This window comes from Paenibacillus residui (assembly GCF_042677205.1).
Taxonomy (GTDB): Bacteria; Bacillota; Bacilli; order Paenibacillales; family NBRC-103111; genus Paenibacillus_L; species Paenibacillus_L residui.
This window is the reverse complement of record NZ_JBHTIU010000109.1, coordinates 1-24,076: the sequence shown is the minus strand read 5'-3', so window position 1 is coordinate 24,076 and position 24,076 is coordinate 1. Positions and strand designations below refer to the sequence as shown.

Sequence of the window (24,076 nt, the reverse complement as noted above, 5' to 3'; positions counted from 1 at the left end):
CTGTTCATAGAGAACAACTCCGCTCACCAAGCTATATAAGACGGTCAAATCTGGAGCGAATGAAGCATAGTCTCTTATATAGCGAAAAGACATCTAACGAGGCCCCTTTCGCAGTAGAAAGCGGCCGCATGAGAAGCGGTTAACGCGGAAAGAACTGCTCCGGATCCCTCTGAATCCTTAACCCTTCCGCTGTATAGGAAAACTCCTCTCGGAGTATTTCGAGGATGAGCGACCGCACTAGAGGAAATTGACCGCTCCCGAATTTCAGATCCGCTTAATTTAAGGCGAACCCCTTTCGAGTTGTCGAGAAAAGCTGTAGTATAGAGGAACGACCGCCCTCGATATAGCTTCAACAGAGCTTTTCTTAACATCAAAATAGAATTTGAAGTCGTCCGGAAAGCAGATACCTACAAATTCTACCGCGGGCAAAAATACTACTCATTATTTAAGTCCCTCTTAAGCGGTCATCGGAAAGTCGTTCACGAACATCTGATGAACAAAACCTTTCCGATGGAATAAACTAGAAAAAGCTTCATTAGAAGCCTTCCTTTTTGAACTTTTTCCAAAAAAGCCCAGTCGTAATTCTCTCTGTATTTCATTATGCCCTTAGTAAATATCCCATAATCTTCAAAACGGCAGATTGGACTAAATCTTTCCATTTCTTGTCCTTTGGGTAAAAAAATATCGCACCTCTCTTCCGCAATTCTGTAGAAGATAAAAAATGCTTGACATTTTAATTAACTAAAGACATAAAGCCTATTTTATGCTGACATTTTATAATAATAACATATCTGGAGAGTAGAGTCAATGAAGGAAGCAAAAAAGACTTCATAACTACTCCTTTTCTTTAAACGGCGATCCATGAAAATAACTACAGATTTTCAAATGCTCCATTTAAACCTTTCTAACCCGACTCAACCGAAAACCATTTGTTATCAGACGGTTTTGGTCGCTTTAAATATACGGTACCCTTTATCCTTGGTTATTTCCTCCACCTGACCAAACATTTCTTCCAGCTTCAGCTTAGCGGAAGGAGCTCCCTGCTTTTTCTGAATAACCACCCACAACTGTCCGGAAGGAAGCAAACAATGATACGCCTGTTCGAAAATTTGATGAACGACCGCCTTGCCCGCACGTATGGGAGGGTTCGTCAGAATGCAATGAAACCGGTCATCCAATACCTGTTCCAGCATGTTGCTTTGCATAACTTTAACGTTGGCCAAGCCATTACGTCTTGCATTCTCACGAGCTAACTCAACGGCGCGCTCGTTAATATCGATCATCGTCACCGATCCAAGGCTCACCTCTGCCGCCACAGCGATACCGATCGGACCGTAGCCGCAGCCGACATCCAGCACCTTGGCATCTTCCGCAACTTCCACCGACTCGATCAGCAATCGGCTTCCGAAATCAATCGCGTTCTTCGAGAAGACCCCGGCATCCGTAACAAATTGAAAATCCCGGCCCCGCAGGCTTTGTCTAATCATTCGCAAATCGTGAGCGGCGACCGGTTTCGGCGTATAGTAGTGATCGGACATCTAAATTCCTCCCTGCATCGGTGATTAGTTCATCCCTTTATTTCCAAATCCGGTGCCGATCCGGGATAACCGCATCCACGCCGACTAAGGAAAGACCCTTTGAAGAACAAACTTCAAAGGGTCCATATAGGAAACTGCATTATTTTACTTCAACAGTTGCTCCTGCTTCTTCCAGCTTAGCTTTGATAGCTTCAGCATCTTCTTTGGATACTTTCTCTTTGATCGGCTTCGGTGCGCCGTCAACCAGATCTTTAGCTTCTTTCAGGCCAAGACCAGTGATTTCGCGAACCACTTTGATAACGTTGATCTTGGATCCGCCGGCATTAGCCAGGATTACGTCGAATTCGCTTTGCTCTTCAGCTTCAGCAGCAGCACCGGCTCCGCCGATAACCGCTACAGGAGCGGCAGCCGTTACGCCGAATTCTTCTTCAATTGCTTTAACCAGGTCGTTCAGTTCCAAAACGGACATGCCTTTAATGGCTTCTAAAATTTGCTCTTTACTCATGGTTAAACCTCCAATATAGTATAATATCTTATCCTTATCGTTTCTTCCGTCAGCTTAAGCTTCCGCTCCGCTCTCCTGCTTCTCCGCCACAGCTTTAACTGCAAGCGCGAAGTTGCGGACAGGCGCTTGAAGCACGCTGAGCAACATGGACAGAAGACCTTCTCTGGAAGGAAGATCCGCCAGTTCCTTGATCTGGCTGATGTCCACGATTTTGCCTTCGACAATACCCGCTTTAATGCTCAGCTTGTCGTTCTTCTTGGCAAAATCGGACAAAATCTTGGCAGGTGCGACGACATCCTCTTTACTGAATGCAATCGCTGTTGGTCCCGTCAGAGCGGTGTCCAGCTCCGTCAGTTCAGCTTCTGCCGTAGCACGGCGTACCAACGTATTCTTAAGGACCTGGAATTCCACTCCCGCTTCACGCAGCTGCTTACGAAGCTCGGTTACCTGGGCCACATTCAAACCGCGATAGTCTGCTACGATCGTACAACTGCTTTCGCGAAGCTTGCTTACCACCTCGGAAACCAGCTGTTGTTTCTGTTCACGAACTTTTGCATTACCCATCTGTTACACCTCCTGGTACTTAGTTGCTAGGATGGAGCGTTACAAATAGAAAAGCCTTCGCAGACAGTACGAAGGCATGATGATTCGAGATTCCGTAACGAAATACGAAACTATATCATAACACCTCGGCAGGAAATTAAGCTTGCAATAAGCACCTGCTGTCTACGGCAGCATATTCAATTTCAGAAAACCTCACTTAGAGTAGCATAGATGACTGTTTGAAGTCAACCGCTTATCTAAAAGATTGAAGGTTTAATTTCACGCTCGGCCCCATAGTGGACGAAATCGCTGCGCTCTTCAAGTAAACCCCTTTAGCCGCAGCAGGCTTGCTTCTGACCAGTGCTTCGACTAATGCACGCAGGTTCTCGGTCAGCTTCTGTTCGTCGAAAGAAACTTTCCCTACAGGCGCATGAATTTGTCCTGCTCTGTCAAGACGGTACTCAATCTTACCGGCCTTGATTTCCTGGACAGCTTTCGCTACGTCGAAGGTTACGGTTCCCGCTTTCGGGTTCGGCATCAGACCTTTCCCCCCGAGCAACCGTCCCAATTTCCCTACTTCACTCATCATGTCCGGAGTTGCCACACAGACATCGAATTCGAACCAGCCTTGTTGGATTTTGTTGATCATGTCCTGATCGCCTACAAAATCAGCGCCGGCGCTTTCGGCTTCCTTGGCTTTCTCTCCTTTGGCAAAAACCAAAACCCGCTTGGTTTTACCCGTACCGTGCGGCATAACAACTACGCCGCGAACCGCTTGGTCCTGCTTCTTGGGGTCAACTCCCAGACGCACGGCAACTTCTACTGTCTCATCAAATTTAGCAGAGGCCATCTTCTTCACAAGAGCAACAGCTTCCGCAGGCTCATATTGAGCATCTGCATCAACCAGCTTGACTGCCTCCGAATATTTCTTACCATGTTTAGGCATTTGGTTTCCTCCTTCGTGGTATTAACGGATAATCCTCCCACGGTTATGCGGATAATTACCGCCACTTATTGCATTCATTATTGCGGGAAGCATTCGGTAAATCTTAATCTTCAATCTTGATTCCCATGCTGCGGGCAGTTCCTTCTACCATACGCATAGCGGCTTCCACCGATGCAGCATTCAAATCAGCCATTTTGGATTCGGCGATTTCACGAACTTTGTCGCGTTTTACCGTTGCTACCTTAACCTTGTTAGGCTCGCCGGAGCCTTTCTCGATTCCTGCTGCTACACGCAACAGTACGGCTGCCGGAGGAGTTTTGGTTACGAACGTGAAAGAACGGTCTTCGAAAACAGACAGCTCTACCGGAATAACCAAACCAGCCTGATCGGCCGTACGAGCGTTAAATTCCTTACAGAATGCCATGATGTTGACACCTGCTTGACCTAGAGCCGGACCTACTGGCGGAGCCGGATTAGCTTTACCAGCGGGAATTTGCAGCTTAACGACTTTGATTACCTTCTTTGCCATGTGAGACACCTCCTTGCACGTAGTGTGGTCTAACGGGATGTTTCCCTCCCACCAATGAAGGCCTATCCCAATCCAGATAGACCTGGCATAACCTTATGAGAAGAAGAGAACAAGCGAAGAGCACCCGGCCGGGTTCTCTACAGTTTCTCCACCTGATGGAAGTCAAGCTCCAACGGGGTTTCTCTTCCAAACATGTTTACATGCACCTTTAGCTTACTTTTGTCAGGCAAAATCTCCTCAACGGATCCCACAAAATCGGCAAAAGGACCCACTTTAACACGAACCGTCTCTTTCAAGTCAAAGTCAATCTTCGGCTTAGGCTCTTCCATTCCCATATGCTTCAGAATAGAATCCACTTCTTCCGGCAACAGTGGAATCGGCTTGGAACCGGAACCTGTAGAACCGACAAAACCAGTCACCCCCGGCGTGTTGCGAACCACATACCAGGAATCGTCCGTCTGGATCATCTCTACAAGAACATAACCGGGATACACTTTGCGCATGACGGTTTTCTTCTTGCCGTCTTTGTTGACTACTTCTTCTTCCATCGGAACAAGCACGCGAAAGATCTTGTCCATCATGTTCATCGATTCGACGCGCTTCTCCAGATTGGCCTTAACCTTGTTCTCGTAGCCGGAATAAGTGTGAACAACGTACCATCTTTTTTCCATAAAGGTCACCCCGGTCCCTATTCCGTTATCAAACGGACTATATTGGAAATCCCAAGGTCGAGAATAGTAAAGTAGATCGTTACGAAAATAACGGTAACCAACACGACAAGAGTATAGCTCACCATTTCTTTACGATTGGGCCACTTGACTTTCTTCAGCTCAGCCCAGCTATCCGCAAAGTAGGAAAAGGTGGAGCCGAAGCCTCGCTTGATTCTACCTAAAAAAGCCATTGCTGCACCCCCACTGCTTACCTTGTTTCGCGATGAAGCACGTGTTCATTGCAAAACTTGCAATATTTCTTCATCTCCATGCGGTCCGGATGGTTCCGCTTGTTCTTATTGGACGTATAGTTACGCTGTTTACAGTTAGTACATGCCAACGTAATGATTACCCGCATGATCACACCCCCCTGGTAGACAACCTTCTTAATAAAGAACCCCCGATTGTCTGAGGAGAGCCTGACAATTTAGGGTTACTGAATTAATTTATCATACCGCGATTTTCATGTCAAGGAATGGATCATTACCATTATTCTCTTACCTAAGGATTAGTAAACCTAGAACTCCAATATTTACATATGTACTATAATTTATACTAGGATAACCCTACAAAGTGACGAGCATTGCCTTAGCAAGCTTTTCCGCCAGAGATGTTTAACTGGATTTCATACAGCTAGTTCCTCTGTAGCGAAAGTCGGTAACTAAGTGGAAAAACCGCAGCTCATTTGTGCAAAACGGGCGATTTCAGCAAGAAACAACGATTCTAAATGCAGTTTTCCATTTTACTTTAATCACTTTCTACCATTCGCTTGATTTTACCTGCACAAATTTACATATAGAGGCTATCGATTCATTGTGGGAAAGGCGTTCAACAGGATACTGTACCAGTAAAAAGTCCAACAGCGAAAACGTAACGGAACTGGAAGACCCTATTTCGTAAAATAGGCGCTTTTTTTAGACTAACGGACACCGTTGCGCTTATTGCCTAGAATTCTCCTACTTCCGCGAACATTTCTTGGGAATAAGGTCATCTGGTTCCGTTAAAATTACCGAAAGGCCCTTTTGGTACGATTAAGTTCTCTGGGGTCCGTTAAAACCAAACTGCGTAGGATTTTCGCATGACCTTTGGTCATCTTGAAGATGAATAACCCGGTATTGAGGCGGCCACTTTCTAACGGGGTAAAAAAATAACTTTCCGCCCAACATGGCTAGAAAGCTATTCGTTACATATTGTCCCTGACTTCCAGGTATTTCTCCAGCTTGCGCTTTACCCGTTGAAGAGCGTTATCGATAGATTTCACATGGCGATCCAGATCTACCGCGATCTCCTGATAGGAGCGTCCGTCCAGATAGAGCATCAGCACCCTGCGCTCCAGCTCGCTCAGAATTTCACTCATCTTATCTTCCAGTCCGAAGAATTCCTCCTGATTGATGATCAGTTCCTCCGGATCGGTTACTCTGGAACCGCAAATAACGTCCAGCAGCGTCCGGTCGGAATCTTCGTCATAGATAGGCTTGTCCAACGAAACATAAGAATTAAGCGGAATGTGCTTCTGACGTGTGGCGGTTTTGATCGCGGTAATAATTTGGCGGGTAATGCATAATTCTGCAAACGCTTTAAACGAGGCCAGCTTGTCTCCCCGGAAATCGCGAATCGCCTTGTATAATCCGATCATGCCTTCCTGAACAATGTCTTCACGGTCAGCGCCAATCAAAAAGTAAGAGCGGGCCTTCGCCCGTACAAAATTTTTGTACTTGTTGATCAAATATTCCAGTGCGCCACTGTTGCCATCACGAACCGCTTCGACGTTGTCCTCGTCGCTTTTGAGCTCATAGATATCGCTTCTCAAATCATTGAGGTCAACATTCACGAACAATCCCTCCGGCCTGGCCAATTCGGCATCTCTCTAAACAGAGATAGGTTAAGTATACATTAGGGCCTAATGACCGTCAATGAGAAAAAGCCGTTATTATGGACTTTTCCCGGGGATGACGCGCTAAGAATCCCCTCTCCTCCATTTTTCGAACAGCTGTTTCATCTCAGGAGTCAGGACCGCATCGAAGGAATTCCGCTTGCCCCGCTCCGTCTTCTCCAGCTCCCGGCCGATGTCCTGCTGGCTCTGTCTGACCTTCACCAGCAGCTCCCTGGCGGAAATTCTTAGCGCCCCTTTGCCGAAAATAACATGCTGCTCCACCATATCCGAGGTGGCAACATAAATCCTGTTTCTTCTCCCTATCAGGTCGTTGACCAGCCTTTCGATCAGCTCATCAGCGGTCTCTTTTTCTTTCGTATAGAAGATTTTCAGCCGTCTCTGTTCGGTCTTCACCGCCAGGCCGGGAACCCGATGGGCGTCAAAAACGATATATACCCGGATTCCCGAATAAGCCTGGTAATCGGCCAGAATATCAATCAGACGGTCGCGAGCCTCCACCAATTGAATGTCTTTCAGCTTCTGCAGCTCGGGCCAGGCCCCGATAATATTATATCCGTCTACAATCAAGTATTCGTTCATAGCGTCAACCGGAGGATAATTGGCCGATTCTCTGACGCAGCGCTTCGTACATGAGCACGGAAGCCGCTACCGAAGCGTTCAAGGAAGAGATACTGCCCAACATCGGCAGTTTGATCAGAAAGTCGCAATGTTCTCTTACCAACCTTCCAATCCCTTTGCTCTCATTCCCAATGACGATGGCCAGCGGCATGGTCAAATCCGCCTCGAACACCGTCTGTTCCGCGGAGCCGTCCGCACCGGCGACCCAGACTCCCCGCTCTTTTAACTCTTCGATCGTCTGGACCAGGTTGGTCACTTTGGCGACCGGAACATATTCAACGGCCCCCGCCGATATTTTGGACACCGTGGCGGTCAGTCCGACGGCCCGGCGCTTGGGGATGATGATCCCATGCACACCGGTACAATCCGCCGTTCTCAGGATGGCTCCCAAATTATGCGGATCTTCAATTTCGTCCAGAATAACGATCAATGGCGCCTGCCCCTTGCGTGCCGCAAGGTCCAAGATATCATCCACACTGGCATAGTCATACGCCGCAATCTGTGCAACAACCCCCTGATTCTGCACGTTAGGTACCAATTGATCCAGCTTGCGCCTGGCGGCGGTTTGCACGAGTATGCCATTGGCCTTGGCTTCCGCCATTATCGGTTGTACGTAGTGCTTCTGGGCATTGTCGGCAATCCATATTTTATGAATGGTCCGGCCGGAACGGATCGCCTCCAGCACCGAGTGCTTCCCCGCAATATATTCCTCCAAGCTAATCCCTCCTTCTGTCATGCTGCAGCTCGTCTGTCGAAGGGGACTCGCCGCCCTCCATGCCCAAGCTTAGATTAATGAGCTGAGAGAGCCTGTCCTCTCTGCCAAGACAATATAAGTATCCAACGAGACATTCCAGCGCCGTACTGTGACGATAGACAAGAATATCCGTATTTTTGGGGGACGTGCCCGATTTCGCATTGCGTCCCCGGCGGACGACATCGGCTTCTTCCTCCGTCAGCACAGGCTGCCATCGCTCCAGCGCCAGAGCTTGGGCCTTCGCCGACACATATCGGGTCGCCTGCTTATGAAGCTGATTCGGGCGGAAATTGGCGCGTGATGCAAGATGCTGACGAACCGCCAGCTCATAGACGGCGTCACCGATATACGCCAGAACCAGCGGGTTCATCAGTTTGGGATCGGCCCCCCCGGGGTATTGGAACAATGAATGTTTGGTCATAGAATCACTCATTTCCGGCGCCAGCGAATTCCTTGAGGTGTATCCTCGAGAATGATGCCCTTCTCCGTCAGCAAATCCCGAATTTCATCGGCCCGGGACCAATTTTTCGCCGCTCTCGCTTCCGTCCGCTCTTGAATAAGCTGCTCGATTTCCTCATCCAGCAGTTCTTCCTGCCTTTCTTGAACGATCCCGAGGATTTGATTCATCTCTGCAAACCGCTGCTTGACCAGCTCCAGAGATGCTAGAGTTACTTGTTCCTTCTGAAGATACCGGTTTGTCTCCGTAACAAGGTCGAACATAACGGTTATAGCGTCTGCCGTATTGAAATCGTCATTCATCTTCTCGACAAAATCGGCATGTGCCTTCTTGACCGCCTCGGCTATCGTTTCGTCAACCTCTCCCTCCGAGGCATCCTTAAGACGGTAGTCGAGATTAGCCAGGCAATTTTCAATCCGCTCCAACCCTGCGGCAGCCTGCCGAATAGTGTCCTCGCTGTAATTCAACGGGTGGCGGTAATGCGTGGCCAGCATGAAGAAGCGGATCACCTGCGGCCGGACAGTTTGCAAAATTTCCCGAACATTCAGGCCGTTGCCGAGTGATTTCGACATTTTCTCATTATTGATGTTCAAGTAGCCATTATGCATCCAATAGTTGGCAAGGGGCTTGCCGTGAAGTGCCTCGGATTGGGCCACCTCGCATTCATGATGCGGAAACTGCAGGTCCTGACCGCCTCCATGGATGTCGATCGTTTCCCCCAAATATTTTCTGGCCATGGCGGAGCATTCGATATGCCATCCCGGACGCCCGTCGCCCCAAGGGCTGGGCCAGGAAATCTCGCCAGGCTTGGCCTGCTTCCATAACACGAAATCTTTAGGGTCTTCCTTCCTCTCATCCACTTCCACCCGAATACCGGATTGCAGCTCCTCGATATTCTGGTGAGACACTTTTCCGTATTCCGGGAAACGGTGTACGCGGAAATAAACATCTCCCCCGCTCTCATAAGCGAAGCCCTGCTCTACCAACTCGGAAATAAAGGAGATAATTTCCGGAATGTTTTCGGTCACTCGCGGGTGCAGCGCTTCTTCCACTCCTAGAGCTTTCGCATCCTCGATGAAGGCTTCTATAAATTTATCCGCCACTTCCGGTACGGTGGAGCCGGTTTCTGCCGCTCTACGGATCAGTTTATCGTCAACATCGGTAAAATTGCTGACATACTGAACATCGTATCCAAGATAAGCCAAATATCGTCGAACGGTGTCGAATACGATCAGCGGGCGGGCATTGCCTATATGGATATAATCATACACCGTCGGACCGCAAACATACATTGTCACTTTGCCGGGGCTCAACGGAACGAAAGTTTCCTTCGCTCTGGTCAATGTATTATAGATTTTCAATCCCATTGTCAGGCTCCTCCATTCATTCTCTTCTGTTCTTCCAATTGTTCCCGCAGCTCCTCAATTTGCCGCTGCAGCTGCTTGCAGGTATCGATCACCGGATCAGGGAGATTGCCGTGATCCAGCCGGTTGACACGCACTCCGTCGCGCTTGACGACCTTGCCCGGAATTCCGACTACCGTACAATTCGGGGGCACTTCGGACAGCACAACGGCATTCGCACCGATGATCGAGTAGTCGCCGACCGTAAAAGAGCCGAGAACCTTGGCTCCGGAAGAGACGACAACATGATTGCCGATGGTCGGATGACGCTTTCCTTTTTCCTTGCCTGTTCCTCCAAGGGTGACTCCCTGATAAAGGATAACATCGTCCCCTATCTCACAGGTTTCCCCGATGACAACCCCCATTCCATGGTCGATAAACAAGCGCCGGCCAATTTTCGCCCCGGGGTGGATCTCGATCCCGGTCATAAATCTAGAAAATTGAGAGATCATCCGGGCCAGCATAAACCATTTCCGCCTATAAAACCAATGGGCTATTCTATGAAACCAGACGGCGTGAAGGCCGGAATAGGTCAGCACCACTTCCAACACACTGCGCGCAGCCGGGTCGTTATCGAATACCGCTTGAATATCCGAGCGGATCGTACGAAACAAAGGAGTCACCTTCTTCCTCAATTCGACAATAATAATGTCGCCGCAATCCCCCATGAAACAAAAAAACTCTGCAGCGCCAAGGCTGCAGAGGCGTAAGATCACGCGGTTCCACTCTGCTTGGGCCCATTGACGCCGGCCATCGTACGGCTTCCGGCTTAGGACCCATCTTTCCGGTTTGGTATCGGGCACCACCCGGCACCATCTACCCTGCGCCAAAGGCAGCTCAATGGTGCTGTTCACAGGCGCATTTCCATAGGGAAGGGATGGACATCTTACAGCCGGCCCTCTACGGGCACCGGATGTCCTCTCTGGCAATCCCATTCCAAATGTACTCTCCTGATCAACACATTCACTCATATAAACTATAGTTCAGTATATCAAAAGGTTCCGAATTACGACAATAGCTTCTGCAATCGGTCCAAGACCTTATCCCGTCCAATTAAGTAGATGGTTTGATTCAGATCCGGCCCGTGCATCTGTCCGGTCAGGGCGACACGAATCGACATAAATAGCTGTTTCCCTTTGTAGCCTGTCTCCTTCTGCACCTGTTTCAGCATGGCTTTAACGGAATCCGGAGAGAATTCCTCGGCATTTCTTACCTGTTCAGCGAAGCCGGCCAAAACGACAGGCACATGCTCCTCCGCAAGCAATTCTTTAGCCTCGCCCTCATATTCCAGATGCTCCCGGAAGAACAGATCGGACAGTTCTACAATCTCTGCAGCATATCTCATCTGCTCCTGATACAGGCCGATGAGCTGAGAGGCCCACTCCTTCTCCGAATCGTTCAACGTCTCGGGCAGCTTGCCGGCTTTCTGAAGGTGCGGCAGCGTCAGTTCGACAATCCGCTCTTTGTCGGCTTTTTTGAAATAATGATTGTTCATCCAGTTTAATTTATCCATATCGAAGACGGCCGGACTCTTGGAGATTCGGTCCAGGCTGAACTGTTCAATCAACTGCTCCATGGAGAAAATCTCCTCTTCGCCGCCTGGGGACCAGCCGAGCAGGGTGATGAAATTAACGACTGCCTCCGGCAAATAGCCCAAATCTCTATATTGCTCGATAAACTGAATGATCGATTCGTCGCGCTTGCTCATCTTCTTGCGGTCCTGATTCAGGATGAGCGCAAGATGGGCGAAGCTCGGCGGCTCCCATCCCAATGCTCTGTAGAGCATGATTTGGCGCGGTGTATTGGACAGATGCTCTTCGCCGCGAATGACATGAGTAATGTTCATTAAGTGATCATCAAGCACTACGGCAAAGTTATACATCGGAATTCCGTCAGGACGAACAATGATGAAGTCGCCGATCCCGTTGGTCTCGAATTCGACCGTTCCGCGCACTTCATCTTCGAAGCGGATGACTTCATTCTCCGGAACCCGGAAACGAAGGGTAGGCTTCCTGCCTTCCGCACGATATTTCTCGGCCTGTTCTTCGGTCAGATGGCGGCATTTGCCCGAGTATCGCGGCATCTCACCGCGGGCCTCCTGGGCAGCCCGCTCCTGCTCCAGCTCCTCCTCAGTGCAGTAACAGTGATAAATCTTCTTATCCGCCAGCAATTGGTCGATATAAGGACGATACAGCGGCAGACGCTCCATCTGCCGGTAAGGCCCGTAATCGCCCCCGAGATCGACGCTCTCATCCCAGTCCATACCAAGCCAGCGCAGACCATTCAACTGGTTCTCCACCCCGGACTCGATATGCCGGGTCTGGTCCGTATCCTCGAACCGGATAATGAACCGTCCTTGCTTGCTGCGGGCGTATAGATAATTGAATAAAGCGGTTCTGGCGCCGCCGATGTGCAGATGACCGGTCGGGCTAGGCGCATAGCGAACACGAACATTAGCAGACATTGAAGTTAACCCCTCTCATCGAATCAGAACATAAAATATTTATGAGCTATCATAGCATATCTTTAACCAGGCAAACAACAGATTGTGCAGCTATTCCTTCCCCTCTTCCGGTGAAGCCAAGCTGCTCGGTCGTAGTGGCTTTGACATTAACCTGTTCCTCATCCGCTTCCAGCGCCTCGGCAATAATCTTGACCATCTGCGGAATATAAGGTGCCATCTTGGGCTTCTGAGCGATCAATGTGGCGTCCACGTTGCCGAGTCTATAGCCTCTCTCCTTCACTAGTGCCCAGACATCCTTCAGCAGCTTCAAGCTGTCCGCATCCTTGTAGGCCTCATCCGTGTCCGGAAAGTGCCTGCCAATATCGCCTAACGCCAGTGCCCCGAGGACCGCGTCGGTAATGGCGTGAAGCAGCACATCCGCGTCTGAATGCCCCAGCAGCCCTTTCTCATATGGAATGTCTACTCCCCCAATAATGCATTTGCGTCCGGCGACCAGCTGATGAACGTCGAAGCCATGTCCAACCCGAATCATGATTGCATCTCCCCTCTTCCCGATTGTATGAACCATTCCGCCCACCCCATATCTTCGGGTGTCGTAATTTTAATATTGGTATAGCTGCCTTCCACTACATGTACGGAATGCCCCGCCCGCTCCATTAACATGGCGTCGTCCGTGCCGACGAAACCGGCGGCGGCGGCCTGCTCATGAGCCTGAATCAGTGCAGACAGACGAAAAGCTTGCGGGGTCTGAATCGCCCACAAGCTTCGCCGATCCGGCGTCGATTCTATCGCTCCGTCCGCTCCGACCACTTTGATCGTATCCTTCACCGGAACAGCCAGAACAGCGGCTCCCGTCTCCCTGGCTTTGGCCAGGCATCGCAGGATATCCTGCCGGGACACGAATGGGCGGACCGCATCATGCACCAGCACCCACTCGACCGCCTCGGGCATTGCGCGGAGCCCCCGGAGGACCGAATGCTGCCGTTCAGTTCCCCCCGTGACGATCCGCTTGACCTTAGTCACCCCGTAATGGTCGACATAATCCCGACACCTTTCCAGGTCGGCTTGTCCAACTACAAGAACGATTGAATCAATCTCTTCTATTTGTTGAAAAGTCTGCAGCGTATGAACCAATACCGGTTTATCGCCCAGCTTCAAGTATTGCTTGCTCTCGGCGGTTCCCATTCGGGAACCCGTACCTGCCGCGACAATGATGACTCCTTGCTTGCCCATAGCTTCCCCCGCGCCCTGTTTTTCTCTCTATCATAACGCTTTATTGAGCTTTTTCCAACAATTTTGGCTTCGCAAAGATCATCCGCCCCGCAGAAGTCTGCAGAACGCTGGTCACCATCACTTCCGTCGTCATTCCGATATATTCTCTGCCGCCTTCCACAACAATCATCGTTCCGTCATCCAGGTAAGCGACGCCTTGACCGAATTCCTTGCCATCCTTGATGATTTGGATCATAATTTCTTCTCCCGGCAGCACAACAGGCTTAACCGCATTAGCCAAATCGTTAATATTGAGGACAGATACACCCTGGAGCTCGCATACTTTGTTCAGATTGAAGTCATTTGTAATCACTTTCCCCCTCAGCAGCTTGGCCAGCCGGACCAGTTTGCTGTCGACCTCCGAAATATCCTCGAAGTCCCCCTCATAAATAAGCACTTTCACTTCCAGCTCTTTCTGAATCTTGTTCAAAATGTCCAATCCCCTGCGCCCGCGATTCCTCTTCAGCAGGTCGGAAGAATCGGCAATATGCTGCAGTTCCTCCAGCACGAATTCGGGAATGACAAGAATTCCTTCAATAAAGCCGGTTTTACAAATGTCCGCTATCCTTCCGTCAATAATGACACTGGTATCTAAAATTTTATGTTCTTCCATCACCTGTTCTTCCGCAGCGGGGCCTTGACTAGAACGTATCTTGGAAAATAGAGAGGCGAACTCTTCAGTCTGCGAACTCCCCCAACGAAACCCGCCGATTCCCAGCAACAATGTGACTGCGATCGGCAGAACGCTTCCTCCACCGGCGGTCATTCGATTCAGGGCAGGGAACAGCAGAACGGCAATGATCAACCCGACGATCATTCCGGCAATGCCGGTTAACAGCTCGGTAAGGGGCATTTGCTGAGATTCACCCTCTCGCTGAAGAAGCCTCCTTCCCCCCCATCTAAGCAGTACGGCCAAGATATAACCGGCCGCTGCCCCCAAGCCTACCAACCAATACACCTGACCTTTAAGCTGTGCTTGACCCGTCAGGGACTCCAACCATGGAAGCGAGCCTTCACCCAAGTACAGATTCCATTGGAATCCCATAATACCACCGATGATTGCCGCCACAATTCCTATCCATAATTTCATTACTGCTTCACCTCCGAATATAATGAATTCTCTTTCTAGTAGTAATTATGTTCCAATTCATTCCACCCTAAACCTTTGGTTTTCGAGTTCTCTCACCCTTATTCTCAAATTGAAAACCAATCCTCCAATAAGCTATAATGATTTCCAAACACTAAACTTGATTGAGGTGGATGGAATGAACTCGCTCGATTTGAAGCAGTTCCAGGAACAAGTCTCCGAATTGTTGCTCCGACACCGAAGTTTGCTTGATGTTTTATCTAAATGCCAGCAATCCAACGCCGCAGTGCACCGCTCCGTCGTGAAGGCCGTAACCGAATGCGGGTGCATTGAGGTCAATGCCAAGAAACAGCAATACTCGGCCGAGATGTCTCTGAAGGACGCCAGTCAAACTCTGGATACTCACATTGCAGGACAGCTATGCGAAAATTGTCTGGAGGTTATTAGCGCAGAACTGGGGAAGAATCTGTTTTACACGGCTTCCCTGTGCAATTTGCTTCAAATCGATTTGCAGGAAATCGTCTCAGACGAATCCAAGAAATGCTCGACTCTCGGTTTTTTTAATCTATCGTAATATTTCCACTTATCGATCGGAATTTTCGAAGAGAAATAAAAAAAGCATTTATTTCCTGAGTTTCAGAAAATAAATGCTTTTTATTTTCGATATTTACTTGTCGCCGCCAGCTAGCGTCTTTTCCTGAAGCTTTGAAGCGTCCCATATAAAGCGTACAGCACAAGCGGGACGAATATAAGCTTGGATAACGGTCCGGGATAAGCAAAGGCTATTGCCGTAGCGGCAATAACGATCAAGGGTGCTAACCAAATGATCGGCTTCGGAACATTCACTTTCTTAAAGCTGGGGTATTTGATATTGCTGACCATTAAATAGGACAGAAGTACCGTACAAGCTACCAAAATATAAGGGTGAATTTCCTGATGGAACAAAGCCAGTGTACACAGAATTCCTCCGGCCGCAGGAATCGGCAGGCCGATGAAGTACCCCGGAATTCCCTCCACCACATTGAATCGGGCCAGCCTCAATGCTCCGCAAATAGGGAACAGCGCTGTTGTGATCCAGGCGGTAGGTGGATTCAAGCCGGAGAAAGCAACCACATACATAATAAAAGCGGGAGCTACCCCGAATGAAATGACATCTGATAACGAATCTAGTTCTTTGCCGAATTCGCTCTGAGCATTTAATGCCCTGGCGACTCTGCCGTCCAAACCATCCATAAGCATAGCAATAATAACCATAACAGCCGCGAGGCTTGGCTTATCGGTATAAACTAGAATAATGGCGATAATTCCCAGGAAAAGGTTCAACACCGTAAAGACACTGGGAAGGGATTTTTTAATCATTCCTTGACCACCTTTAGAATAGTCACCTAATCTTAAACATTTTACGGGAATTAAATATGTCTGTCAACAAACAACTGGCCTTGAATTCGTTTCAGACCTTCCTTGATCGCCCGGGCTCTCACTTCTCCAATTCCGTCTACTTCATCTAATTGCTCCGTCGTCGCGGTCAAAATGTGGGAAAAACTTTCGAACTGTTCTACCAAATTGGTAATAATGGGGGAAGGAAGTCTAGGAATTTTATGAAGCACCCGGAACCCTCGGGGCTGCACCTGTTCTTCCAATGTCGTGTTAGTAATGCTGTAGCCGAGAATGCGGGCAAGATGCTGGTGATCGAGCAATTCTTCGCTGGTCAGCTTGCGCAGAGCCGTGCGGATGTCTCTTACCTTCTCTTCGCTCAAATCTTTGCAATAATCCCTGATCAGAAGCGTCGATTCCTGTTCGGTATAAGCTACCAGTTCCTCGAGCTGCATGCGAATCAGCCGCCCCTCCGTTCCCAGCTCGTTGATATATTTCTTGATTTCTTCTTTGACCTTGAGTACCATCCCCACTCTTTGAAATACGTTGGTCACGTCATAAAGTGTCACCATTTCCTCAAATTCGGATGCTCCCAAATTTATCATCGCCTGATCCAGCACCGCTTTGTACTTCTCCAGCGTTTGAATAGCCTGGTTGGCCTTCGTCAGGATCACGCCGATATCTTTAAGCGAATATCGCATATTTCCTTGGTAGAGTGTGATGACGCGCCTGCGCTGGGAGATGGAAACGACCAGTTTGCCGGTTTGCTTGGCTACCCTTTCGGCCGTCCGATGCCTGATCCCCGTCTCCGTCGATGGAATGGAGGAATCGGGAATCAACTGCGTGTTGGCATATAAAATTCTTTTTAAATCTTCACTGAGAATAATAGCCCCATCCATCTTGGCCAGTTCATAAAGAAAATTCGGGGAGAAATCGCAATTGATCGAAAAGCCTCCGTCTACAATTTCCATAACCTCGGGACTATATCCAACAACAATTAATGCTCCTGTATTGGCACGCAGCACATTCTCCAATCCATCGCGAAAAGAGGTGCCGGGCGCCACCAATTGCAGAAGCTGATTCATCACATCCCGGTTTGTATCATCCTTACCCATGTTAGCCCCCCTAGTCACTATTGATCCTTCTATCGCATAGCCGCTGCCAAAGCTTCCGAGACGGTCGTTACTCCAACGATATCCATTTGACTTGGAGGTGTCCAGCCCTTCAGACTTTTTTCCGGCATGATGACTCTCTTAAATCCAAGCTTCTGAGCTTCCTTCACCCGTTGATCGATGCGTGAAACCCCTCTGACCTCTCCGGTCAGGCCGATCTCCCCGAACACGACTACGTCCGGTTCCACGGGATAATCGCGGAAGCTCGAGGCAATGCTGACGGCCGCCGCCAGATCGACAGCCGGCTCATCCAGCTTTACGCCTCCCGCTACATTCAAATAAACGTCCTGACTCTGCAGAACCAGTCCTATTCTCTTCTCCAATACCGCAATAATGAGCGATAGCCGGTTATGGTCAAAGCCGGCCGACATTCTTCGAGGCGACGGAAAATTGGTAGAGGCAACGAGCGCCTGAAGCTCCACAAGCACGGGACGGGTCCCCTCCATGCTTGCCGCAACGGCAGAGCCGGAAGCCCCTACCGGCCGCTCGGACAGAAATAACTCTGATGGATTATTCACTTCCGTTAATCCGCCTTCAGACATCTCGAAGATGCCGATTTCGTTGGTCGAACCGAACCGGTTCTTCACTGCCCTGAGAAGTCTGTACGTATGATGGCGTTCCCCTTCAAAATACAACACACAATCGACCATATGTTCGAGAAGTCGCGGTCCGGCAATCGCTCCCTCTTTGGTCACATGGCCTACAAGAACAGTCGCTATTCCTTTGACCTTAGCTATACGCATAAAGTGCGCAGTGCATTCGCGTACCTGAGCGACACTGCCAGGCGCTGAGGAAATAGCCGGGTGATAAACCGTCTGAATGGAGTCCATGACTAGAAAATCAGGCTTAACCTCATCAATGGCGGCCTGAATATGTTCGAAGTTAGTTTCGCAGAGAACGTACAGATCGGGAGAAGCGGCTGCAAGCCGGTCCGCTCTTAGCTTGGTTTGGCGGGCCGACTCCTCTCCGGATATATATAGCACGCGAAGCTTGTTGGCGGTTAAGGCGAAGGAAGTCTGAAGCAGTAAGGTAGACTTTCCTATCCCCGGGTCTCCGCCTACCAAAATAAGAGATCCCGGAACAATCCCTCCTCCAAGCACACGATTCAGTTCCCGGTTGTTGGTGTCTATCCGCGGTTCCCTTGTACTTTCTATATCTATGATTGGAACGGGCTTTTCTTTCGTCTGGAGCAGAGAAGAACCGATTCCCTGTGTTTTAATAACCGTCTCTATCTCTTCCACCATGCTGTTCCAGGCTTGGCATCCGGGGCATTTGCCCAGCCATTTGGCCGATTCGTAACCGCATTCCTGACAGCAAAATTTCGTCTTTTGTTTAGCCATTGGAGCCTTCTCCTATCTTCAAAAAAACACACATTCTATCAAAGTTTACCATGTCCTGCAATGTCCTTCAACGGTGTTCCCCTGTCCGTTGCTTATTCCTTCTTTAAATCATCGAAAAAAAGCCTCACTAACGGCTCATAGGCCGATTAGTGAGGCGTTTGGGAAAATGCAAACTTGAGCATCGCGGGTAACTCATTAGCCTATGTCGAAAGCGTCCTTATTCCGATGCCACGCCTGCAGGCTTCGATCGGGTTACGATCAGTTCCCCGTCTTTTTCATCTATAGATACGGTATCTCCCTTGGAGATGTTGCCTTTCAGCAATTCCTCCGAGAGACGATCCTCAATATGCTTCTGGATGGCACGGCGCAACGGTCTTGCTCCATAAGCCGGATCGTAGCCTTCGTTAGCCAGGAATTCTTTCGCCCCATCGGTCAGAACGAAGTCGACTTCCTGCTCCTTCAGTCGCTTCCGCAGTTCATCCGACATCAGGGTAACAATTTGCGCAATGTGCTCCTTATCCAGAGAGTGGAATACAATAATTTCGTCGATCCGGTTGAGGAATTCCGGACGGAAGCTTTTCTTCAGCTCGGACATCACTTTGTCCTTCATATTATTGTAATCCTTGTCGTTATCCCGGCTAACGGTAAATCCGAGGGAAGTGTTTTTCTTAATCATTTCCGCACCGACGTTCGAGGTCATAATGATCAAGGTATTGCGGAAATCGACTGTCCGTCCCTTGGAATCGGTCAACCGGCCGTCTTCCAGCACCTGCAGCAGAATGTTGAATACTTCTGGATGTGCCTTTTCAATCTCATCGAGCAGTACAACGGAGTAAGGCTTACGGCGTACTTTCTCGGTGAGCTGTCCGCCTTCATCATACCCGACATATCCCGGAGGAGCTCCGACCAGACGGGAGGTCGAGTGCTTCTCCATATACTCCGACATATCGATGCGTATGACGGCATTCTCATCGCCGAATAGAGATTCGGCAAGCGCCCTTGCCAGCTCTGTCTTTCCGACCCCGGTCGGTCCCAGGAAGATGAAGGAGCCCATCGGTCTCTTCGGGTCCTTCAGCCCTGCACGGGCTCTGCGAATGGCCCGGCTGACCGCCTTGACCGCTTCGGATTGGCCGATGACACGCGAATGAAGAATGTCTTCCATCCGGAGCAGACGCTCCGTCTCCTCTTCCTTCAGTTTGCTTACCGGAATCCCCGTCCAACTGGCTACAACCTGGGCGATATCCTCCGGAGTGACCTCGGAATCGGTTCTGCCCTGCTTCTCTTTCCAGTCGTTCTTGGTAATTTCCAGCTCTTCCCGCAGCTTCTGCTCGGTATCGCGCAGCGCAGCGGCTTTCTCGAACTCTTGGCTTTGAACTGCGGAGTCCTTCTCCTTGCGGATATTCTCCAGCTTGCTCTCCAGCTCCTTCAAATTCGGCGGTACCGTATAAGAGCGGAGCCTTACTTTAGAACCGGCTTCATCAATGAGATCGATCGCCTTATCCGGCAGGAAACGATCCGTGATGTACCGGTCGGACAATTTCACCGCGGCTTCAATGGATTCATTGGGGATCTTCACGCGATGATGCGCCTCGTACCGGTCTCTCAACCCGTGTAAAATTTGAATCGCTTCTTCAGGAGAAGGCTGATCCACCGTAATAGGTTGGAAACGTCTTTCCAATGCGGCGTCCTTCTCGATATATTTGCGATATTCATCTAGCGTCGTCGCCCCGATGCATTGCAATTCACCCCGGGCCAAAGACGGCTTTAGAATATTCGAAGCATCGATGGCTCCCTCGGCTCCTCCCGCACCAATTAAAGTGTGGAGCTCGTCAATAAACAGAATGATGTTGCCGGCTTGACGGATTTCGTCCATTATTTTCTTAAGACGATCCTCAAATTCTCCCCGGTATTTCGTCCCTGCCACGACCGATCCCATATCCAGGGTCATCACTCTTTTGTCACGCAGTGTCTCCGGAATTTCGTTGTTGATTATTTTCTGTGCCAGACCTTCGGCGATGGCGGTCTTACCAACCCCCGGTTCCCCGATCAGAACGGGATTGTTCTTGGTCCGGCGGCTCAGCACTTGGATGACGCGCTCAATTTCTTTATTCCGGCCGATAACAGGGTCCAGATTACCTTCTTTGGCAATAGCAGTCAGATCTCTGGCCAGACTATCCAACGTTGGCGTGTTGACATTTGCCGGAGTACCATGATTGGACGAAACCACCTCACTGCTCCCCAGAAGCTGCAGAACTTGCTGACGGGCTTTATTCAGAGAGATTCCCAGGTTATTAAGAACTCTGGCGGCAACCCCTTCTCCTTCGCGAATTAATCCAAGCAGAATATGCTCTGTGCCCACATAAGTATGTCCCAGCTTGCGAGCCTCGTCCATGGACAGCTCGATCACTTTCTTCGCCCGCGGTGTATAAGCGAAATTAGTAGGCTGCTCCTGCCCGCGTCCAATTAACGATTCCACCTCATCCTGAATTTTCTCCAGGCCAAGACCCAGGGCTACAAGGGCTTTGGCAGCTATGCCTTCCCCTTCACGAATAAGCCCCAACAGAATGTGCTCCGTGCCGATATTGTTGTGCCCCAGCCGGACGGCTTCTTCTTGCGCCAAGGCCAGAACCTTCTGTGCACGTTCCGTAAATCTGCCAAACATCATATCCTACACCTCCAGATAATTTCTAATGCTATTGAATAAACAGTTGAACATCACGCTTGGTTAAAACGCTCTCTGATCATTTGGGCTCTGCGGATATCCCTTTCCTCCGGCGAAAGCTTCTGTCCGGCATATTGCTGCAGAAATCCGGGTTGAGTCATGACCATCAGCTCGTTTAATACCCGGGCCGATAGTTGTTTAATGATCCCCAGATCAATGCCCAACCGGACATCGGACAAGCGTTGTGCAGCTTCTTTGGAATCCATGATGATGGCGTGGGACAAGATGCCATAGGAGCGGTTCACCCTGTCGCTTAAACGGTGTCTGGATTCCTCCATCAACCTTACTCTGGCAGCCCGCTCATGCTCGATAATCTGTCGAACCACACTGTACAAATTATCTATAATTTCCTCTTCGCTCTGTCCCAATGTTATTTGATTCGAGATTTGAAACAGATTTCCTGTTGCCTCGCTGCCTTCTCCATATAGCCCTCTTACAGCCAACCCTACCTGGGTAATCGCCGACAGAATGCGGTTGATCTGCTGAGTAAGGACGAGGGCAGGCAGATGAATCATGACGGACGCTCTGATCCCCGTTCCGACATTGGTAGGGCAGCTGGTTAAATATCCTCTCTTCTCATCATAGGCGTAATCCAGCTGGCTTTCGAAAATATCGTCCAATTGATTGGCCAGGTCCCAAGCCTCTTTAATCTGAAATCCGGAACAAAGAACCTGGATGCGCAGGTGATCCTCTTCGTTGACCATTATGCTGATCGACTCATTTTTACTCAGAATTACGGCACCGTTACGCGATTCATTCGCCAAACTCGGACTGATTAGATGCTTTTCGACCAGAACCCTCTTTTCCAAATCGTTCAGGTCAGCCAGATGCATCGTATCCAGTTCACTAATTTCGGTCAGCCCTTCATTGGACAGAACTGCCGCTATTTTCTCCATGACTTCTCTGGATTGTTGGTTGGTGGCCAGCATCGGAAAAGGAAACGAGCGCAAATTGCGGGCAATCCGGATACGGCTGCTAATCACGATATCGGAATCCGGTCCGTTGTCTTTCATCCATTCGCTTAAAGCTTCGCTTGTGTAACGCCCAGGCATGCGATTTCCTCCTCGTTTCTTAAAATTCAGCCATCCGTCTTTCCAAATCCCGAATTTTATCCCGGATTCTGGCCGCTTGCTCGAATTCTTCAAACTCAATCTTCTTGGACAGCTCCTGCTTCAAATTTTCAATTTCCCGCTTATACTTAATAATTCCTCCCGATCTTTTGGGGACTTTACCCACGTGCGAAGTGTTGCCATGCACTCTTTTGAACAAAGGATCGAGGCGTTCCGAAAAATACCGGTAGCAGGAACTGCAGCCAAATCTCCCGAGCTTGCTGAACTGGGAATAGGTTAACCCGCATTCCTCGCAGCGTATGGATTGCGGTTTATTGCCTAGCGAGCTGTGGGAGGACGGATCGAAATCAAGCAGACCGGAAAGCAGGTTATGGATGGAAAAGCCGTTAGGTGTTCCGGGAATCATCTCCCCTTTTTCCCTGGCGCAGGCTTCACAAAGATGAAATTCTGTCTTTTCCGCATTAACAATTTTGGTAAAATGAAGTGTCGCCGGTCTTTTACCGCATTCTTGGCAATTCATAGCTCAACCCTCCTGTACGCTTCCCTGATTAAATGTATATGAGAAGCAAGTGAAGTATAGCGACTTATCTTTGCTTCGCAGCTCATGGACAGCCTAACGCATTATTTGCTTAACAAGGCTAACAGCATAGACCTCAATATTTTAGCCCGTATTTCATCCCTCAATGGCAGTTTAACCATTAATACATCTCGTGAAATGGCCGCTTTTATTAATTTGGCTTCCCTGCGGGAAATAAATCCCCCTTCTTCCAACTGGTAAACAAGACCTTCGGATGTGGTCTGGTCAATGGAATCAATAACGGTTCGCAAAATATGGTCCAAAACCGGGCCTTGCGTTCCTAACGGCACCTTCTGAATACGAATGTATCCCCCTCCGCCGCGTTTGCTCTGGACAATATATCCTTTCTCCAACGTAAATCGTGTACTGATTACATAATTAATTTGCGAAGGGACACAATCAAATCGTTCAGCGAGTTCGTTTCGCTGGATTTCAATGACGCCGTTCGGACTTTGCATCATGATTTGCTTTAAATACTGTTCGATGATTTCCGAGGCGTTGCGCATTGCTTCCATCCCTCACTTCTGACATAATAAGCATTCTTAAATATATTTTGTTAAGCTTCATACAGGTCAAACTGACTTTGACTATCTTTGACCTTAAACTTATTATAGCATGTTTTTATCATTTGCCAATAGTTTTTGTGCAAATCATTCAGTAGATGTTATTTATTTTTGGCTTGTGATGTTCGTTTTATTCAAAACTTTGGCAGTTTGAGCCAGTTTGTAGTGTCAATTCTTCGGTTAAGCGGCGGTGAAAAGCAAAATAAAAAAAGCCCTGCCGGCAATATACCCGCAAGGCTTGGTTCTTATAAAAAATTCCGCATACTCTCCTTCGGGAGAGACGACGTGGATTTTTAAACAAAAAAAATAACCGCTTGGCAACGTCCTTCCGCACCGGCTGAAAATGCTTCTCGAATCACTTCGAGGTCGGCATCGGAATCCACTGCTTGGGCCGGGCCAGCTTCTTGGCTTTCTTCGTTCAAAGATTCCGCATACTCTCCTCCGGGAGAGATGACGTTAAATTCAGGCAAAAAAAAGCCGCTTGGCAACGTCCTTCCGCACCGGCTGAAAATGCTTCTCGAATCACTTCGAGGTCGGC

27 protein-coding genes and 1 other annotated feature are annotated in these 24,076 nt (G+C 49.2%); of the genes, 1 reads left to right on the top strand and 26 read right to left on the bottom strand.

Annotated features, from left to right (window positions below; all coding sequences use genetic code 11):
• Positions 1 to 935: 935 nt before the first annotated feature.
• The 18 genes from ACFQ03_RS25425 to ACFQ03_RS25340 form a co-directional block, all read right to left on the bottom strand.
• A complete protein-coding gene (locus ACFQ03_RS25425) occupies positions 936 to 1,538 on the bottom strand; it encodes a class I SAM-dependent methyltransferase (RefSeq protein WP_144936493.1) in 603 nt (200 codons plus the stop codon).
• Positions 1,539 to 1,677: 139 nt separating this feature from the next.
• Entirely contained in the window at positions 1,678 to 2,043 is a 366-nt protein-coding gene (rplL, locus tag ACFQ03_RS25420) for a 50S ribosomal protein L7/L12 (protein WP_144936490.1), read from the bottom strand.
• Between the two features lie 54 nt (positions 2,044 to 2,097).
• Positions 2,098 to 2,607: a 50S ribosomal protein L10 gene (gene rplJ, locus ACFQ03_RS25415; protein ID WP_144936488.1), complete on the bottom strand. Its 510-nt coding sequence runs from the start codon at positions 2,605 to 2,607 to the stop codon at positions 2,098 to 2,100.
• Between the two features lie 38 nt (positions 2,608 to 2,645).
• Positions 2,646 to 2,793, bottom strand: a sequence feature (ribosomal protein L10 leader region).
• Between the two features lie 46 nt (positions 2,794 to 2,839).
• A complete protein-coding gene (gene rplA, locus ACFQ03_RS25410) occupies positions 2,840 to 3,532 on the bottom strand; it encodes a 50S ribosomal protein L1 (protein ID WP_144936485.1) in 693 nt (230 codons plus the stop codon).
• Positions 3,533 to 3,635: 103 nt separating this feature from the next.
• Entirely contained in the window at positions 3,636 to 4,061 is a 426-nt protein-coding gene (rplK, locus tag ACFQ03_RS25405; RefSeq protein ID WP_144936482.1) for a 50S ribosomal protein L11, read from the bottom strand.
• A 137-nt stretch (positions 4,062 to 4,198) separates the two neighbouring features.
• Positions 4,199 to 4,732: a transcription termination/antitermination protein NusG gene (nusG, locus tag ACFQ03_RS25400; RefSeq protein WP_144936479.1), complete on the bottom strand. Its 534-nt coding sequence runs from the start codon at positions 4,730 to 4,732 to the stop codon at positions 4,199 to 4,201.
• 17 nt (positions 4,733 to 4,749) lie between these two features.
• Positions 4,750 to 4,962, bottom strand: coding sequence for a preprotein translocase subunit SecE (gene secE, locus ACFQ03_RS25395; protein ID WP_144936476.1), 213 nt, complete (start codon positions 4,960 to 4,962; stop codon positions 4,750 to 4,752).
• Between the two features lie 17 nt (positions 4,963 to 4,979).
• Complete coding sequence (gene rpmG, locus ACFQ03_RS25390; protein WP_144936473.1) at positions 4,980 to 5,129, bottom strand: 50S ribosomal protein L33; 150 nt, start codon at positions 5,127 to 5,129, stop codon at positions 4,980 to 4,982.
• 825 nt (positions 5,130 to 5,954) lie between these two features.
• Positions 5,955 to 6,602, bottom strand: a complete 648-nt coding sequence (gene sigH, locus ACFQ03_RS25385; RefSeq protein ID WP_144936470.1) for an RNA polymerase sporulation sigma factor SigH — start codon at positions 6,600 to 6,602, stop codon at positions 5,955 to 5,957.
• A gap of 126 nt (positions 6,603 to 6,728) precedes the next feature.
• The gene (locus ACFQ03_RS25380; RefSeq protein ID WP_144936467.1) at positions 6,729 to 7,244 is read right to left on the bottom strand and encodes an NYN domain-containing protein; all 516 of its coding nucleotides are present in this window, start codon (positions 7,242 to 7,244) and stop codon (positions 6,729 to 6,731) included.
• Positions 7,245 to 7,248: 4 nt separating this feature from the next.
• Complete coding sequence (gene rlmB / locus ACFQ03_RS25375; RefSeq protein ID WP_379291831.1) at positions 7,249 to 7,998, bottom strand: 23S rRNA (guanosine(2251)-2'-O)-methyltransferase RlmB; 750 nt, start codon at positions 7,996 to 7,998, stop codon at positions 7,249 to 7,251.
• Position 7,999: 1 nt separating this feature from the next.
• Complete coding sequence (locus ACFQ03_RS25370; RefSeq protein ID WP_379291829.1) at positions 8,000 to 8,458, bottom strand: Mini-ribonuclease 3; 459 nt, start codon at positions 8,456 to 8,458, stop codon at positions 8,000 to 8,002.
• A gap of 8 nt (positions 8,459 to 8,466) precedes the next feature.
• On the bottom strand, positions 8,467 to 9,861 hold the full coding sequence (cysS, locus tag ACFQ03_RS25365; protein WP_379291827.1) for a cysteine--tRNA ligase: 1,395 nt from the start codon (positions 9,859 to 9,861) through the stop codon (positions 8,467 to 8,469).
• A gap of 2 nt (positions 9,862 to 9,863) precedes the next feature.
• A complete protein-coding gene (gene epsC, locus ACFQ03_RS25360) occupies positions 9,864 to 10,511 on the bottom strand; it encodes a serine O-acetyltransferase EpsC (RefSeq protein WP_150960549.1) in 648 nt (215 codons plus the stop codon).
• Between the two features lie 392 nt (positions 10,512 to 10,903).
• A complete protein-coding gene (gene gltX, locus ACFQ03_RS25355; RefSeq protein ID WP_144936455.1) occupies positions 10,904 to 12,361 on the bottom strand; it encodes a glutamate--tRNA ligase in 1,458 nt (485 codons plus the stop codon).
• 49 nt (positions 12,362 to 12,410) lie between these two features.
• The gene (ispF, locus tag ACFQ03_RS25350) at positions 12,411 to 12,893 is read right to left on the bottom strand and encodes a 2-C-methyl-D-erythritol 2,4-cyclodiphosphate synthase (protein WP_144936452.1); all 483 of its coding nucleotides are present in this window, start codon (positions 12,891 to 12,893) and stop codon (positions 12,411 to 12,413) included.
• Positions 12,890 to 13,594 carry a 2-C-methyl-D-erythritol 4-phosphate cytidylyltransferase gene (gene ispD / locus ACFQ03_RS25345; RefSeq protein ID WP_144936449.1) on the bottom strand — a complete coding sequence of 235 codons (705 nt, stop codon included), beginning with the start codon at positions 13,592 to 13,594 and terminating at the stop codon, positions 12,890 to 12,892. Before ispD ends, ispF begins: the two co-directional genes overlap by 4 nt.
• 40 nt (positions 13,595 to 13,634) lie before the next feature.
• Entirely contained in the window at positions 13,635 to 14,723 is a 1,089-nt protein-coding gene (locus ACFQ03_RS25340; RefSeq protein ID WP_379291824.1) for a PIN/TRAM domain-containing protein, read from the bottom strand.
• 175 nt (positions 14,724 to 14,898) lie between these two features.
• Between ACFQ03_RS25340 and ACFQ03_RS25335 the strand changes: the two genes are divergently transcribed.
• Positions 14,899 to 15,294 carry a DUF1573 domain-containing protein gene (locus ACFQ03_RS25335; protein ID WP_144936443.1) on the top strand — a complete coding sequence of 132 codons (396 nt, stop codon included), beginning with the start codon at positions 14,899 to 14,901 and terminating at the stop codon, positions 15,292 to 15,294.
• A 110-nt stretch (positions 15,295 to 15,404) separates the two neighbouring features.
• On the opposite strand, the gene pssA is transcribed toward ACFQ03_RS25335, so the two are convergent.
• The 8 genes from pssA to ACFQ03_RS25295 form a co-directional block, all read right to left on the bottom strand.
• Positions 15,405 to 16,079: a CDP-diacylglycerol--serine O-phosphatidyltransferase gene (gene pssA / locus ACFQ03_RS25330; protein WP_144936440.1), complete on the bottom strand. Its 675-nt coding sequence runs from the start codon at positions 16,077 to 16,079 to the stop codon at positions 15,405 to 15,407.
• 50 nt (positions 16,080 to 16,129) lie between these two features.
• Complete coding sequence (gene disA / locus ACFQ03_RS25325; RefSeq protein ID WP_150960537.1) at positions 16,130 to 17,209, bottom strand: DNA integrity scanning diadenylate cyclase DisA; 1,080 nt, start codon at positions 17,207 to 17,209, stop codon at positions 16,130 to 16,132.
• A gap of 29 nt (positions 17,210 to 17,238) precedes the next feature.
• Positions 17,239 to 18,606, bottom strand: a complete 1,368-nt coding sequence (gene radA, locus ACFQ03_RS25320) for a DNA repair protein RadA (RefSeq protein ID WP_144936434.1) — start codon at positions 18,604 to 18,606, stop codon at positions 17,239 to 17,241.
• Between the two features lie 217 nt (positions 18,607 to 18,823).
• Positions 18,824 to 21,271 (bottom strand): ATP-dependent protease ATP-binding subunit ClpC, encoded by a 2,448-nt coding sequence (clpC, locus tag ACFQ03_RS25315; RefSeq protein WP_144936432.1) that lies wholly within the window; start codon positions 21,269 to 21,271, stop codon positions 18,824 to 18,826.
• Between the two features lie 50 nt (positions 21,272 to 21,321).
• Positions 21,322 to 22,380: a protein arginine kinase gene (locus tag ACFQ03_RS25310; protein ID WP_379291820.1), complete on the bottom strand. Its 1,059-nt coding sequence runs from the start codon at positions 22,378 to 22,380 to the stop codon at positions 21,322 to 21,324.
• Positions 22,381 to 22,399: 19 nt separating this feature from the next.
• Positions 22,400 to 22,918 (bottom strand): hypothetical protein, encoded by a 519-nt coding sequence (locus ACFQ03_RS25305; protein WP_144936426.1) that lies wholly within the window; start codon positions 22,916 to 22,918, stop codon positions 22,400 to 22,402.
• A 101-nt stretch (positions 22,919 to 23,019) separates the two neighbouring features.
• A complete protein-coding gene (locus ACFQ03_RS25300; protein WP_379291818.1) occupies positions 23,020 to 23,481 on the bottom strand; it encodes a CtsR family transcriptional regulator in 462 nt (153 codons plus the stop codon).
• A 350-nt stretch (positions 23,482 to 23,831) separates the two neighbouring features.
• A partial coding sequence (locus ACFQ03_RS25295; RefSeq protein WP_379291816.1) for a hypothetical protein occupies positions 23,832 to 24,076 on the bottom strand: 245 nt, incomplete at its 5' end.